Origin of the sequence: Actinoplanes subglobosus (assembly GCF_042650585.1) — a bacterium.
GTDB classification, from domain to species: domain Bacteria; phylum Actinomycetota; class Actinomycetes; order Mycobacteriales; family Micromonosporaceae; genus Actinoplanes; species Actinoplanes subglobosus.
Window position 1 is genome coordinate 355,336 of the sequence record NZ_JBHSBL010000024.1, and the last position, 14,329, is coordinate 369,664.

At 70.4% G+C, this 14,329-nt stretch carries 11 protein-coding genes; 6 read left to right on the forward strand and 5 right to left on the reverse strand.

Features of this window, described 5'->3' with window-relative positions; genetic code table 11:
• Positions 1-223: 223 nt before the first annotated feature.
• Together ACFO0C_RS35780 and ACFO0C_RS35785 are read right to left on the reverse strand one after the other, a co-directional pair.
• Positions 224-1,447, reverse strand: a complete 1,224-nt coding sequence (locus tag ACFO0C_RS35780) for an MFS transporter (RefSeq protein WP_378071203.1) — start codon at positions 1,445-1,447, stop codon at positions 224-226.
• A gap of 117 nt (positions 1,448-1,564) precedes the next feature.
• The gene (locus tag ACFO0C_RS35785) at positions 1,565-2,287 is read right to left on the reverse strand and encodes a hypothetical protein (protein WP_378071204.1); all 723 of its coding nucleotides are present in this window, start codon (positions 2,285-2,287) and stop codon (positions 1,565-1,567) included.
• A 254-nt stretch (positions 2,288-2,541) separates the two neighbouring features.
• On the opposite strand from ACFO0C_RS35785, the gene ACFO0C_RS35790 reads away from it, so the two are divergent.
• On the forward strand, positions 2,542-3,438 hold the full coding sequence (locus tag ACFO0C_RS35790; RefSeq protein ID WP_378071205.1) for an alpha/beta hydrolase family protein: 897 nt from the start codon (positions 2,542-2,544) through the stop codon (positions 3,436-3,438).
• A gap of 36 nt (positions 3,439-3,474) precedes the next feature.
• Here the strand turns inward: ACFO0C_RS35790 and ACFO0C_RS35795 are convergent, their stop codons facing one another.
• Positions 3,475-3,975 carry a QsdR family transcriptional regulator gene (locus tag ACFO0C_RS35795; RefSeq protein WP_378071206.1) on the reverse strand — a complete coding sequence of 167 codons (501 nt, stop codon included), beginning with the start codon at positions 3,973-3,975 and terminating at the stop codon, positions 3,475-3,477.
• A 336-nt stretch (positions 3,976-4,311) separates the two neighbouring features.
• Positions 4,312-5,259, reverse strand: a complete 948-nt coding sequence (locus tag ACFO0C_RS35800; RefSeq protein WP_378071207.1) for an N-acetylglucosamine kinase — start codon at positions 5,257-5,259, stop codon at positions 4,312-4,314.
• A 105-nt stretch (positions 5,260-5,364) separates the two neighbouring features.
• Between ACFO0C_RS35800 and ACFO0C_RS35805 the strand changes: the two genes are divergently transcribed.
• The 5 genes from ACFO0C_RS35805 to ACFO0C_RS35825 all read left to right on the forward strand — a co-directional run bounded on the left by ACFO0C_RS35805 (position 5,365) and on the right by ACFO0C_RS35825 (position 11,298).
• Positions 5,365-6,651 carry an extracellular solute-binding protein gene (locus tag ACFO0C_RS35805; protein ID WP_378071208.1) on the forward strand — a complete coding sequence of 429 codons (1,287 nt, stop codon included), beginning with the start codon at positions 5,365-5,367 and terminating at the stop codon, positions 6,649-6,651.
• 23 nt (positions 6,652-6,674) lie between these two features.
• Positions 6,675-7,598 carry a carbohydrate ABC transporter permease gene (locus ACFO0C_RS35810; RefSeq protein ID WP_378071209.1) on the forward strand — a complete coding sequence of 308 codons (924 nt, stop codon included), beginning with the start codon at positions 6,675-6,677 and terminating at the stop codon, positions 7,596-7,598.
• Entirely contained in the window at positions 7,595-8,401 is an 807-nt protein-coding gene (locus ACFO0C_RS35815) for a carbohydrate ABC transporter permease (RefSeq protein ID WP_378071210.1), read from the forward strand. Before ACFO0C_RS35810 ends, ACFO0C_RS35815 begins: the two co-directional genes overlap by 4 nt.
• 9 nt (positions 8,402-8,410) lie before the next feature.
• The gene (locus ACFO0C_RS35820) at positions 8,411-10,363 is read left to right on the forward strand and encodes a beta-N-acetylhexosaminidase (protein ID WP_378071211.1); all 1,953 of its coding nucleotides are present in this window, start codon (positions 8,411-8,413) and stop codon (positions 10,361-10,363) included.
• A 98-nt stretch (positions 10,364-10,461) separates the two neighbouring features.
• Positions 10,462-11,298 (forward strand): hypothetical protein, encoded by an 837-nt coding sequence (locus ACFO0C_RS35825; protein WP_378071212.1) that lies wholly within the window; start codon positions 10,462-10,464, stop codon positions 11,296-11,298.
• Positions 11,299-11,438: 140 nt separating this feature from the next.
• Here ACFO0C_RS35825 and ACFO0C_RS35830 read toward each other — a convergent pair whose 3' ends face one another.
• Complete coding sequence (locus ACFO0C_RS35830; RefSeq protein ID WP_378071213.1) at positions 11,439-13,913, reverse strand: FtsX-like permease family protein; 2,475 nt, start codon at positions 13,911-13,913, stop codon at positions 11,439-11,441.
• Between the last annotated feature and the right edge of the window lie 416 nt (positions 13,914-14,329).

Sequence of the window (14,329 nt, forward strand, 5' to 3'; positions counted from 1 at the left end):
AGACATTGCAAACTGCTCTGACCTGCGGAAACGGGTTGGTGAAATGGTCTCACCGTAGCGCCCCGAAATGGGTGCGCTCTAATCGCGGAGTCAGCGAGTGAATCGTAGGGCGGTGTCGACCGCCGCCATCCGAGTATCCCCGAACGAGCAACCCAAGCGGCCGTCAGGGGGATGGGGTGATCGGCTGTTCAGCCGATGTCACTCAGTAGGGTTCGCGTACGCCTCAACGGGCCCGTGTCGTCTCTCCTTTGTCGATCGGGCGAACCCTGCCGAGGGGCCGCAGGCAGAGCGTCGCGGTGGCGGCGGCGAGGGTCGCTCCGATGAGGAGGATGGTGCGGTAGTCGGCGACGGCCAGCAGGGACGCGCCGGTCGCCTGGCCGAGCGCGCCGGGGGCGAAGGTGAGCAGTCCGACGGTGCCGGAGACGCGGCCGAGGTAGGCGGCGGGGATGTCGCTCTGGACCCGGGTGGCGACGGTGATCAGCACCCAGGGCAGGGTGATGCCGATCAGCGCGCTCGACAGGGCGACGGCCGGCAGGGAGGGCAGCGTGCGCAGGAGCAGGCCGGCGGCGAAGACGGCGATGGCGGCGCCGGCGAACCGGTGTGGGCGGGTCCGGCGCTGGAGCGGGCCGGCCAGGAGTCCGCCGGCCACCGATCCGGCGCCCTGGACGGCCGACAGAACGCCGGCGAACGCCGGTGCGTGGTGCAGGCCCTCGTCGACGACGGCGAAGATCGTGGTGCCGATCATGCCGGCGACGGCCATGGCGGCGGACGCGGACAGGACGATCCGGCGTAGCTCGTGGTGTTCCCAGAGGCGGCGGGCGCCTTCGGTGACGCGCCGGCGCCACGGTGTCGTCTCGGGCTCGCGGGTGATCGTGCCGGGCCGGATGAGCAGGCACAGTGCGGCGGCGGTGAGGAAGGTGGCGGCGTCCAGGACGGCGACGCTCGCGCCGCCGAGCCAGGCGAACAGGCCGGCGCCGATGAGGGGGGCGGCCAGTTTCATGCCTTCGGAGGCGGACATGCGCAGCCCGTTGACGTCGCCGAGCAGGTCGGTGGAGATCGCGGCGGGCAGGACGGCGGTCTCGGCGGCGTCGAGGACGACGAAGCTGACGCCGTAGGCGAGCATGACCGCGAAGATCAACCACACGTCGGTACGGTCGTCGACGAGCAGCAGGAGCAGCAGGAGCAGGCCCATGACGGCGTGGGTGGCGACCATGACCTGCCGGCGGTGCGGGGCCCGGTCGACGATCGTGCCGAGGAGGGGGCCGGCGAGCGTGGGTGCCCAGAGGGCGAAGCCGACCCAGGCGGCGAGGCTGCTGGATCCGGTCAGTGACATCACCCAGATGCCGGCGGCCAGCATCATCGCGCTGGTGCCGAAGCTGGACACGAGCACGGCCGCGAGGTAGGCCGTCGCGTTGCGGTCACGTGCCACGCGGGTCAACCCTGCCACGTCACGCTCCTCCATTGAGTTGAGTCCGGGTGGCTCACGTTATGGAGGCGAGTTCGGGCAGGTCAACGTGCATCTGCCGTTTATATGTCAATCTTCGGTTGACACCGTTGGCGGCAGTCAGTCCTCGTCGTCGATCAGCCAGTCGCCGGCGAGCGTGGCCTGGACCGCGGCGATCCCGGCGGCCGAGGGCGCCCGGACCCAGAGCCATGTCGCGGCGTCGTCGCGCATGATCGCGCCGTGCCCCTCGAACCACCGGGTCGGCCCGCCGCCGGTCCACAGCGGGTATTCGGGCATCGGCAGCCGCCGGAACCGCTTCTCCAGGGTGGCGAGGGCGGTGTCGTCCAGTTCGAGGCTGCCGGTGAACCTGTCACCGGACAGCATCCACTCCGACAGGGTCATCTCGACCCAGGCCGTCGAGACCCGGTCGAGGTAGGGCTGCCAGGGTTCGCCCGCGGTGCCGGCCCGGAACACGACCGGCGGATCCGGTTCGCTGAGAGCGGCCACCGGGACGCCCCACTCCGCGCAGTGCTGGCACTCCCACCGGAACACCAGCACCTCCCGGGTGTCGTCGAGGTGCAGCCGGTGCGGACTGAGCAGTTCGTCCTGCGATCGGGTCAGGTCGTTGCGCCGGCCGGTGAGTGTGTAGCCGTCACGCAGGGCGGCCGGCAGCACCAGTGCGAGCCGGGCCTGCGCCTCGGCCAGTTCCTGCTCGGCGACACCGTCGCCGTCCACGAGCGGCGACGCGAACCGCTGGGCGAACTCCCGCACGAATCGCCAGGCCCCGGCGGCGTCCCGGACGCCGGCCGCCAGTTCCCCGTGAAGATCGAACGCGCCGGTCATGACGGCTGGGCGGTCGGCAGAGGGCGGCGGTGGGGGTTCGCCGGCGTGGTGACGGGTTCAGGTGTCATGCGACCACTGTAGTGGTGATCTTGTATGTGCCGTGCGCGGGCCGGGAAATGGGAGCGCTACCATTTGTGGCGCGCTTTCTGGGTGAATGTCCGGACGGCCGTCTCACAACGTCGCCGCCCTATTGAGAACCGCATTCCGTGGCTCCAAGAATTCCCCTGTCCGACTCCATCGGCAAGGGAGAAGCTTTGTCCTCGAGCATCCGTAAGAAGGGCAGCCGGTTCGTCGTCGGCGCCGTGGCCGCCGTCGCTCTCGGCGTCGCCGGAATCGCCCTCGTCCCGTCCGCTGACGCCGCCACCGTGTCGTTCCCGAAGGGGCCCGCTCCCAGCACCGCCAGTATCGAAGCGGTTCGAGGGCCGTTCACCACCACACAGACCAGTGTGTCCCGTCTGGCCGTGAGCGGATTCGGCGGCGGCGACATCTACTACCCGACCGACACCAGTGCCGGCACGTTCGGCGCCGTGGTCATCGCCCCCGGTTTCACCGCCTCCAAATCGAGCATGGCGTGGCTGGCCCCGAGGCTCGCCTCGCAGGGCTTCGTCGTGTTCAACATCGACACGCTGACCACCTCGGACCAGCCCGACAGCCGCGGCCGTCAGCTGCTGGCCGCGGCCGACTACCTGACCGGCAGCAGCAGCGTGCGCACCCGCATCGACGCCACCCGGGTCGCCGTCGTCGGCCACTCGATGGGCGGCGGCGGCACCCTCGAAGCCGCCCGCAGCCGCCCGTCGCTGCAGGCCGCGATCCCGCTCACCCCGTGGAACCTGACCAAGTCGTGGAGCGGCAACACCGTCCCGACCCTGGTCGTCGGCGCCGACGGCGACACCATCGCACCCGTGGCCACCCACGCCGAGCCGTTCTACCAGAGCCTGCCGGCCAGTCCCGGCAAGGCCTACCTGGAGCTGAACAACGCCACCCACTTCGCGCCCAACAGCGCGAACACGACGATCGCGAAGTTCAGCATCGCCTGGCTCAAGCTGTTCGTCGACAACGACACCCGCTACCAGCAGTTCGTCTGCCCGGGACCGTCGGCGAGCCTGACCGTCGACGAATACCGCAGCAGCTGCTCCGGCTTCACCGTCTGACGCACCGGGCGCCCCCGGCCGTCCGGCGGCCGGGGGTCACGCCGGGAGCAGCGCCCGCAACGCCGGTTCGGCCAGGTCGAAGTCCATCTCCGGCACTCCCAGGACAGGGCTGTAGACCACCGATTCCATCAGGCGCACATACAGGAACGCTCGTCGTCGCAGATCCGCCGGCTCCCCGCCGACCCGCGACGCCTCGAAGATCTCCAGCTGCGCGTCGACGGCCCGGTGATGCACATCGGACCCGGTGGTCAGCAGCACCCGTGCCGCGGTCTGCGGCTCCTCGGCGACGAACCGCTTCAGCTGCTGCGCCCCGGTCACCATCTCGGCGAACAGCCGGGACACGTGGATCACCCGGTCCGGCCCGGTCCCGGAGGCCTCACCGGACGCCTCGGCCAGGAAGATCCGCCCGAGCGCCCAGAACACCTCACCGAGCAGCGCGTCGCGGCTGCCGACCATCCGGTAAAGGGTCGCCCGGCTGATCGCCAATTCTCCGGCGAGCAGATCCATGTCGATGGTTGAATGCTTCAGATAATGCATGGCCGCACCACGCAGCAACACATCGGGATCGATGACGCGCCGAGGAGGCAAATCGAACTCCCTATTGCTCGCCGGGCCCGAATGCTAACCACGATCAAAACGATTCATCAACCGCGGGCGTGCACCGGATGCCCGATTCCTGCCCGGCTCGCCCCTGACGTACCTCTTGATCATGTCCGTATTCGGGAGGCCCCGGCACCCGAACCGCCACCGATCCCGCCGATAGGTCCCGCCACCGCTGGTCCGAACGCCTCCCGCTTCGATCGCTTCCGGCTTCGATCGTTTCCCGCTTCGATCGCCTCCCGCATCGCATCGCCGCCACCCGCGAAGAGCCCCCTATCGATCGGGTTCATCGTGGCCGGCCGGGAGCGGCGCCGGTGTGTCCGGGAACGGCGAGGGCGGGCCGAGCAGCGCGCGATGCAGGCGGTCCGGCGTCTGGGGGCTGAGCGGCCGGGCCGCCAGCCACGCGGCGCCAGCGGCCGGGTCCCGGGCCAGACGCGGTTGCCGGCCGCGGGTCTCCAGGATCTTCAACACCCCACGCTGTACGGGTGACCCGCTCGTCAGCAGCCCCCCGGCGAGCACGACCGGCCCGTCCTGTCCGAGGTCGTCGAGGGTCCGCACGAGACACGCCACGGCCGCGTCGACGAGGGCGCGCGCGTCCGGATCGCCGTCGCGGGCGGCCGTGCAGACCAGCGGCGCGAGCCCGTCGATTGCGGTGAACGGCAGCGCCTGCGCCCAGTAGACCAGGTCGTCGGAGCTGCTCACCCCGGCATGCGCGGCCACCTGTGAGGCGAGGGTGGAGTCCCAGTTACGGACCGCGAAACGGACCGCCCGCAGCCCGAGCCAGCGTCCCGATCCCTCGTCACCGAGCAGCCAGCCGAGACCGTCGCTGGTCCGTACCACCTCTTGATCGTGAACCGCGGCGGCGATCGCGCCGGTGCCGGCGATGAGCACCGCACCGGCCGCGGCCGTGGAGCCGGAGGCGAACGCGGTGACCGCGTCGCCGACGACGGTGACCGGACCGCCGATCCGCAGCGCCGCCGCGAACGGCCCGATGCCGGCCGGCCCCGCGATCCCGAGTGTCGCCGCCGCCACCAGCCCGGGCGGCCGCCCGCCGAGCGCTTCCCGGACCGCCGCGCCGACCTGCGCGGCGGCCTGCTCCGGGCCGTGGGCGAGCGGGTTGCCCGGTCCGGCCAGTCCGCGCCCGACGATCTCGCCGTCGAGGGTCGCCACGACCGCACGTGAGCAGGTCCCGCCCGCATCGACGCCCACCACCAGGTTCATGGCGAAAGGGAAACATAGCCAACAGTTATTGACTAGGCCTGCGTGCGGTCGTAATTTTCATCGGCAACGGCAAGCTATGAAAAACATGACCGCCGAGGAGCGCGCATGTCACATAACCGGACCACCGTCGCCGTCGCCGCACTCGGCGCCGCACTGCTCGCCCTGACCGCCTGCTCCGAGTCGGGCGGAGACCCCGAGGACCAGACCCTCACCGTGTGGGTGATGGACGGCGACTACGCCGACGCCACCCTGCAGGCGATCAACACCAGGTTCACCGAGGCCACCGGGGCCAAGGTGGACCTGCAGGTCCAGCAGTGGGAGGGCATCACCACCAAGATCAGTACGGCGCTGTCCACCACCGGCACCCCGGACGTGCTCGACCTCGGCAACACCCAGGTCCCCGGCTTCGCCGCCAACGGCGGACTGCTCGACCTCACCGGGCACAAGGCCGACCTGCAGCAGGGCCGCACCTGGCTGGCCGGCCTGGAGAACCCGGCCACCGTCGACGGCGCCCTCTACGGCGTGCCCGGTTTCGCCGGCGCCCGCGCGGTCATCTACCACAAGAAGACCTGGGCCGCCGCCGGCGTCACAACGGTGCCGAAGACGTACGCCGAGCTCACCGGCGCCCTCGACAAGGTCAGGGCGAAGAACCCGGCCGCCGACTTCGCCCCGTTCTACCTGCCCGGCCAGTACTGGTTCGCCGGCCTGCAGTTCCTCTGGGACGCCGGCGGTGAGATCGCCACCGCCGAGGGCAAGACGTGGACCGGCGGCTTCTCCACCCCGGCCGGGCAGAAGGGCCTGACCGAGTTCAAGACGTTCCAGAACACCTACTCCACCGCAGCGTCGCGCACGCTGGACACCATCACCCCGGACCAGACGCAGCTGTTCGCCGACGGCAAGACCTCGGCGATCCTGGCCACCAGCGGCTCGATCGGCCTGATCCAGAAGGCGAACCCGCAGATCAAGGCCGAGGACCTGGGCACCTTCCCGTTCCCCGGAACCTCCGGCGACACCCAGCCGGTCATGCTCGGCGGCTCCGACTGGGGCATCGCCGCCAAGAGCGACGCCCACGACCTGGCCCTGCAATGGGTGAAGATCGCCGGCAGCCCGGCCGTGCAGGACGAGTTCGTCTACGGCACCGACGGCTGGATCCCCAACAGCACCGAGGGCATCCAGGCCGCCCAGGCCAAGGGACTCACCGAACAGCAGCAGGGCTTCTTCGGCGGCGCCCTGAATTCCAGGGCCACCCCGGCCGCCGCGCAGTGGTCCACCATCGAGGGCGACAAGAGCATCAACCAGCTGTTCGCCGACGTCGCCTCCGGCGCCAAGACCCCCGAAGCCGCCGGTACGGCCTTCGACGCCCACCTCGCGACCACCCTCGCGGGACAGTGAGGACCGCGACCACCCCGCGCGACGTGACACCCGCAGTGACCACCCCGCCGGCCGCGCGCCCGCGCCGCCGGCGGGACCCGGCCCCCTACCTGCTGCTCAGCCCGGCCGGCCTGGTCCTCACCGTCGTCACGCTCGCCCCGATCGGGTTCCTGATCCTCACCTCGTTCACCGACTACAGCCAGCGGACCCTGTTCACCGGCGCCTACAGCTTCGTCGGCGCCGACCAGTACACGACCCTGCTGCGCAACCCGGCCTTCTGGGTCTCGCTGCTGCGCACCGTCGTCTTCACCGCGGCGATGGTGGCGGGCAGCGTACTCATCGGCATGGGCGTGTCACACCTGTTGACCCACCTCGGCCGTGCCTGGCGGCACACGGTGACCGTCGTCCTGATCGTCGCCTGGGCGATGCCCACCGTGGCGTCGTCGCTGGTCTGGAACTGGCTGTTCCAGCCCGGATACGGCGTCGTCAATTGGATGCTCGGTGTGTTCGGTGACACCGCCGGGCTCAACTGGGCGCAGGACCCGGCACTGGCCTACGTGGTGATCTGGTTGCTCATCGTCTGGCAGGCGGTCCCGTTCATCGCGCTGACACTCAACGCCGCCGAGACGCAGGTGCCACACGAGTACCAGGAGGCGGCCCGCCTCGACGGCGCCAGCGAGACGATGGTGTACCGGATCGTCACGCTGCGGTTCCTGCGGCCCACCCTGCTGCTGGTCACCATCCTGTCGGTGATCTGGGACTACAACGTGTTCAACCAGATCTGGCTCATCTCCCGGGGCGGCCCCGGTGACACCACCTCCACACTGGGCGTCTACACGTACAAGACGGCGTTCGTCGGTTTCAAGATCGGAAACGGCGCCGCGATCTCGGTCGTCACCACTGCGCTGCTGCTCGGCCTCACCGCCGTCTACATCCGCAACCTGCTCAGAGCGGGGGAGGACCTGTGAAGAACGCCGTCGCCGCCGTCTTCTGCCTGGTGTGGATCTTCCCGGTCTACTGGATGGTCAACACCGCCTTCAAACCGCGACCCGAGGTGATGACCCCCGAACCGCACTTCTGGCCACACCACCCCACCCTCGACAACTTCACCGCCGCCGTGACCCAGCCGCAGTTCCTCACCAACCTCGGCAACAGCGTCATCGTCGTCGCCGCCACCGTGCTCGCGTCCATCGTGCTCGGGATCTTCGCCGCGGCCGCACTGTCCCGGTTCCGGTTCCCCGGCCGCCGCGCGATCATGGTCGTCATCCTCGCGGTCCAGATGCTGCCGGCCACCGCCATGCTGATCCCGCTGTTCACCATGTTCAACCGGCTCGACCTGCTCGGCACCTACAGCGCCCTGATCCTCGCCTATGTCGCCACCGTCCTGCCGTTCTCGATCTGGGTGATGCGCGGCTTCCTCGTCGCAGTGCCGGCCGAGGTCGAGGAGGCCGCCCAGATCGACGGCGCCACCACCTGGCGGATCCTGATCAGCGTCCTGTTCCCGCTGGTCGCGCCCGGCATCATCGCCACCAGCATCTTCGCGTTCATCGCGGCGTGGAACGACTACCTCATCGCCTACACGTTCATGCAGGACGAAGCCATGTACACGCTGCCCGTGTGGCTCGCCTCGTTCACCAACCCGCACACCGGAACCGACTTCGGCGCCCAGATGGCCGCGTCCGTCATCTTCGCCGCCCCCGTCGTCGTGTTCTTTCTGATCATCCAGCGCAACCTGGTCGCCGGCATGTCCGCCGGCGCCGTGAAGGGCTAGGTTCCCGCCTTGCTGACCCCACGCCCCGTCACCCTCGTCACCGGTCACGGCGATCTCGTCCCCGCTCGGGACGCCGCCCTCGCCTCCGGCGACGGCGATCTCGTCCTCGACCGGGACGCCGCCCTCGCCTGCGGTCACGGCGATCTCGTCCCCGCTCGGGACGCCGCCGTCGCCTGCGGTCACGGCGATCTCGTCCTCGATCGGGACGCCGCCGTCGCCTGCGGTCACGGCGATCTCGTCCTCGATCGGGACGCCGCCCTCGCCTGCGGTCACGGCGATCTCGTCCTCGATCGGGACGCCGCCCTCGCCTGCGGTCACGGCGATCTCGTCCTCGACCGGGACACCACCGTCGGGGCACCTGCCGCGCTCGACGGTGTCCTCGGCTGGCTCCAAGGCGCGCTGCGGCCGCCCACCGGCCTGCCGCTCACCCGCTCCCATGACGCCACAATCACCCTGGCGCTCGACGACACGCTCGCCGCCGAGGCCTTCCGCCTGCGAGTCACCCCCGAACGCGTGGTGATCACCGGCGGTGGGCCCGCCGGAGTCTTCTGGGGCTGCCAGGCACTGCTGCAACTGCTGCCACCGGCGGTGCACCGAAAGGCCACCGCGGCCGGTCACCGCTGGTCCGTCCCTTCCCTCCAGATCTACGACCACCCGCGCTTCGCCTGGCGTGGACTCATGCTCGACGTCGCACGCCATTTCATGCCCAAGCACGACGTGCTGCGGATCATCGACCTGATGGCCATGCACCGCCTCAACACCCTGCACCTGCACCTCACCGACGATCAGGGCTGGCGTGTCGAGATCCTCCGCTATCCGCTGCTCACCGAAGTGGGGGCGTGGCGTCGGGAGAGTCAGGTCGGCGCCGCCCGCGGCGGACGGGCCGACGGGCGGCCGCACGGCGGGTACTACACGCAGGACGACATCCGGGAGATCGTCGCCTACGCCGCGCAGCGGTTCATCACGGTGGTGCCGGAGATCGAGACACCCGGCCACGTGCAGGCGGCACTGGCCGCGTACCCGTCGCTCGGCGTCGGCGCCTCGCCCGGTCTCGGTGGTCCGCCTGAGGGCGGTGACCTGGTGGGGGCCGGTGGCACGCTCGCGGCCGGCGCGGGGCCGCCGCAGGTGTGGACCCGGTGGGGGGTCAACCGGAACATCCTCAACGTCGAGGAATCGACCGTCGACTTCTTCACCGGGGTGCTCGACGAGATCATGGAACTGTTCCCGTCCACCTACATCGGTGTCGGCGGTGACGAGTGCCCCAAGGACCAGTGGCGCGACGATCCGCGGACCCAGCAGCGGATGGCGGACCTCGGGTTCACCCGCGAACAGCAGCTGCACGCCTGGTTCGTGCGCCGCCTCGGCGACCACCTCGCCGCGTCCGGGCGGCGGCTCTTCGGCTGGGACGAGATCCTCGAAGGCGAACTGCCGTCCGGCGCGACCATCGCCTCGTGGCGGGGCAGCACCGGCGCCGTCACCGCCGCCCGCCGCGGAATCGACGTGGTGTCCTGCCCCGACGACAAGGTCTACCTCGACTACCGACAGTCCGAACTGCCCACCGAACCGATCCCGGTCTCGATCCCGCTGGAGCTGGGCGACGTCTACGCTTTCGACCCCGTCCCGCCGGAGCTGACCGCCGACGAGGCCCGCCACGTCCTGGGCGGACAGGCTGCTCTGTGGACCGAACACGCTGACTCCCCCCGAACCGTCGACTACCTGCTGTTTCCCCGTCTGTGCGCGGTTGCGGAGGCGTTGTGGAGCCCACCGGGCGGCGACTTCACCGACTTCGAACGCCGCCTGACCCACCACCTGCACCGCTTGGACGCGTTCGGCGTCGAATACCGTCACCCGTCCGGCCCGCGCCCGTGGCAGCAGAGGCCGGGAGTCCCTGGCCGCCCCGCCACCCGCCGGCAACGAGCCGAACACATCGCCCGCCTGGTAGCCACCATCACCACCCCCTGATCCCCACCGTCCCGCCGTCCTTCCCGGCCGTGAAGATCGCCTTCGGTCCCCGGCCGTCAAGATCGCCTTCCGGTCCCCGGCCGTGCATCATGATCGCTGTGCTGGCCATCTGCCTCAGTTTCGTCATCGACTCCGTGGAACCATCGGGCGACGGGTGGCGGCTGACCGGCAAGCCGGACTTCCACCCCCGGCACTGGCCTTGCCCGGGTGAGCGTTTCGGCATCGTGACGCACGAACACGGCTGCCACGAACGTGCGGTCGACCTCACCGTCGCCGAACTCACCGCCACCCACGCCGTCGTCCTCGGCATCGGCGGCGACCTGCTCCGGCCAGGTGACTACCTGTTCGGCGAACGCCAGACCCCACCCCGCACCGGCGGGCCGTCCCTCGACGACCTGCTCGGCCTCACCCCATCGGCGGCCGTGGTCGACTGGTCCCCGGTGGAGTCCGCACTGGGCCTCACCCTGCCCGGCGACTTCAAGCGTTTCGTCGGCGCACACGGTTCCGGCGTCATCGACGACCACATCGGCGTGAACGGCATCGGCGGCCGCTTCGACATGATCGAGGAGAACGAGCTGGCCTGGTCCTTCGTACGCATCGAGTTCGGCGGCCACGACTCCTGGTCCGAAACCGCCGACTGGCGACTCGGCGACGCAACGCACTGGGAACCCCTCCGCCAGGACATCCCGGCCTGGTTCCACCCGGGCGACGACCTGATCGCCTGGGGAAGCACAGTCCACACCGACACGCTCTTCTGGCACGCCCGCGCAGGCACACCGCCCGACGAGTGGACGGTGGTCCTCAAGGAACGAGGCCCGCTGTGGGAACCCTTCGACGCCGGTTTCACCGAAACGATGACCGGCCTGCTCACCGGAGACCTCCAGAGCCGCTACGCAAGCCGCTGGCTCGGCGGCCCCCATTCCTACGACTACTGAACACCCCACCACTCCTGTTGTCACAACCCACCACTCCTGTTGTCCCGTCCCCTCCCGTCCTGCCGAACCCGAAAGGCAGGACCGTCGGCAGCCGGGGCACGATCTCCGGCTGCCGGTGGACCTCGCCGCCCCGCCGGCTCTCAGTCACGGGTGCCCGCCAGTTCCACCGGGTGGGTTCGCAGCGCGCTGACCGTCGGCAGGACCGCCGCCACGACCGCGACCACCGCGCACGCCAGAAGCGTCATGGCCAGGCTCGACCAGGGCACGACCACCGCCGTCCACACCGAGAGGGCGGCCAGCGCGGCCCAGACCCCCAGCAGGTTGAGGACTGTCACGACCAGACCCAGGACCGCGCCGACCATCACGACGGTCAGAGCCTCGGCTGCCACCAGCAGCACGACCTGACGCTTTGTCGCGCCGGCCAGGCGGAGCACCGCCAGCTCACGGCCGCGGTCAGAGGTAGCCATCACCATCGTGTTCGCGACAGCGATACCGGTGTAGAGCAGCGCGATCCCCAACACCACCAGGAACCCCACCCGCGTCTGACGGTTGCTGCCCAGCAGTTGCCCCGCAAGCCACTCGTCGCGGCCCTGAACTCGAACCTCGGAGCCCGCCGCAAGGTCGCCGGCGAGGGCGCCACTGACATGGCTTTCCGGCGGCGGGGTGGGACCCGCTGGGTGGTGGGTGGTGGTGTTGCCGAGGCTGGATTCCGGCTGGGGGTCCGGGCTGGCCGGGCTGTGGGTGACGCTGTGCTCCGGCTGGGGGACCGGGCTGGCCGGGCTGTGGGTGACGCTGTACGCCGGCTGGGGGACCGGGCTGGCCGGGCTGTGGGTGACGCTGTGCTCCGGCTGGGGGACCGGGCTGGCCGGGCTGTGGGTGACGCTGTACGCCGGCTGGGGGACGGGGCCGGCCGGGCTGTGGGCGACGCTGTGCTCCGGCTGGCCGGAAGGCTCGGCCAGGCCAGTGGTGGCACCGAGTTTCGGCTGGTGGGCCGGGGTGAGCAGGTTGCGGGCGGTAGGGGCGCCGTCGCCTGGTTCCGGCTCGCTGGATCGGGTGAGCAGACGTCGGACGGCGGCCTCTGCCGCGTGTGAGTCGGTGCCGGGGCGCCAGGACAACTCCACGAGGTCGGTGGGCGCTCCGCCCGCGTTGCGTGTGGTCACGTAAACGCCGTTGCCGCCGGTGCCGGTGGCCAGCACCGCCACGACGCGCAGCGATCGGGGGGTTCCGTCGCCGAGCCACACATCGACTCGGTCGCCGACGGTGTGGACGGCCCACTCCTCGTTGACGATGATGCCGTCGTCGTCCAGGTCGGCGACTCTGCCTGCGGCAACGGGTAGACGGCGGACCGATTCCAAAGCCGACGGGTCGACCGCTCGGGCTCCGGAGCGGGTCAGGGCCACCCCGTCTTCCATGGTGTAGACAGCCGTGGACGCGCTGGGCATCACCTGTGCACCGGGGACCGCACGAATCGCGGCCACGGTGCGGTCGCCCGGGTCGCCGGTGATGATGAGGTCGGCGATGGTCCGGGTGCGCAGCTCGGTGGCCTCGGCCGCGGTGATCGTCGCGGTGGTGCCGAGCAGGGAACCGGCCAGAGCCACAGTGATCAGAATCGGCGCCGCCACGGCTGCGGTACGTCGCCGGGCGGCACTCGCGTTCTCCTGGATCAGCATCCCGGTCGCACCGGGCAGCCGTGCGGGCAACCATGCGACCAGGCGCGCCAGTGGGCCGGCCAGCACCGGCGCCAGCAGGGCGACAGCGGTTATCAGCAGCATCGGCTGGGTGGTGTATGTCTTGCGATGTAGTGCCTCTCCCGGATCGGTGAGCAGCCGCCAGCACAGCAGACCGAGTCCGGCCGCGAGGATGCCGACCCCGAAGATCCACCGCAACGCCGTCATGGCCCGGACGTCGACCGACGCCTCCCGTAACGCCTCCGACGGTCTGATCCGCCCGGCGCGGACGGTCGCCGTCACCACTCCGGCCATGGCCACGATCAGGCCCGTCCAGAACGCCACATGGTACGGCCACCGCTGGTCGCCGATGGCGAACCACGGGGGTGCCAGCCGTTCGTCAACCAGTAACCGGGCCAGCATCGGTGCGCCGCACGAGCCGAGGAGGCAACCGGCCGCCGACGCCACGACACCGACCACCGCCGCCTCCGCGAACACCGTCCGCCGGACCTGCCGTGGTGTCGCACCCGCCATCCGCAGCAGGCCGATCTCACGGCGCCGCTGGGCCACCGCGAACGCGAACGTCGACGCCACCACGAACACCGACACGAACGTGGTGACCCCGCCCGCTGTGCCCAGCAGTGCGTTCATCGCCACCAATGCGTTCCGGTCACGGTCGGGATCGGGGTCGGCGCGCCGCCGATCGTCACCGGTGAGCACCTGAACGCCCGGAAAGGCACTCACGAGCGCCCGCACATCCTCCGGTGCCGCATCGACCACCAGATTGTCGATCCGCGGAGAGATCGTCGCGGCCATTCCGTCGGTGAAGAACACGGCCCGCTCGAACGACACCGGCGCCAGCACACCGGCAACCCGGTAGTCACCGATGCCCGCCGGAGTCCGTAACCGGATCGTCCGGCCGATCAGGGCCGGGTCACCGGCCAGCACGATCTCGGCCTGATCGCGCGGCTCACGACCGGTGATGAGCCGATGACCACCGAAGGCAGCGACCGACCAAGGATGACCGACAAATCCGACATGCGCGATCGCCGCGAGTGCATCCGTGCGCGGCGGGAAGGAGGAACTGTCCGCCGCGAAAAGGCCGGCGGAGCCAGTGGCGGTTGAAGTAGGAGCGGGCAAAGGCGCGTTGGTGTAAGTGGGGGTGTCAGCGGGGGGACCGGAGGAGAGGAGGCCGGCCGAGGCGGAAGGAACGACAGCGCCGAGCGGAGCAACGGCAACGGCAGGAACACCGCTGGCGGCCGGGGCAACAGCGGCTGACGGAGGAGTAACGGCGGTGGGAGTAGCGGCGGTAGGGGGAGCAGCGGCGGTAGGAGGAGTAGCGGCGGTAGGAGGAGTAGCGGCGG

What these genes read in the sequence shown, in the direction of transcription:
- ACFO0C_RS35785 (WP_378071204.1), bottom strand. Translation starts at nt 2,287, where the DNA reads ATGACCGGCGCGTTCGATCTTCACGGGGAACTGGCGGCCGGCGTCCGG.
- ACFO0C_RS35795 (WP_378071206.1), bottom strand. Translation starts at nt 3,975, where the DNA reads ATGCATTATCTGAAGCATTCAACCATCGACATGGATCTGCTCGCCGGA.
- ACFO0C_RS35805 (WP_378071208.1), top strand. Translation starts at nt 5,365, where the DNA reads ATGTCACATAACCGGACCACCGTCGCCGTCGCCGCACTCGGCGCCGCA.
- ACFO0C_RS35800 (WP_378071207.1), bottom strand. Translation starts at nt 5,259, where the DNA reads ATGAACCTGGTGGTGGGCGTCGATGCGGGCGGGACCTGCTCACGTGCG.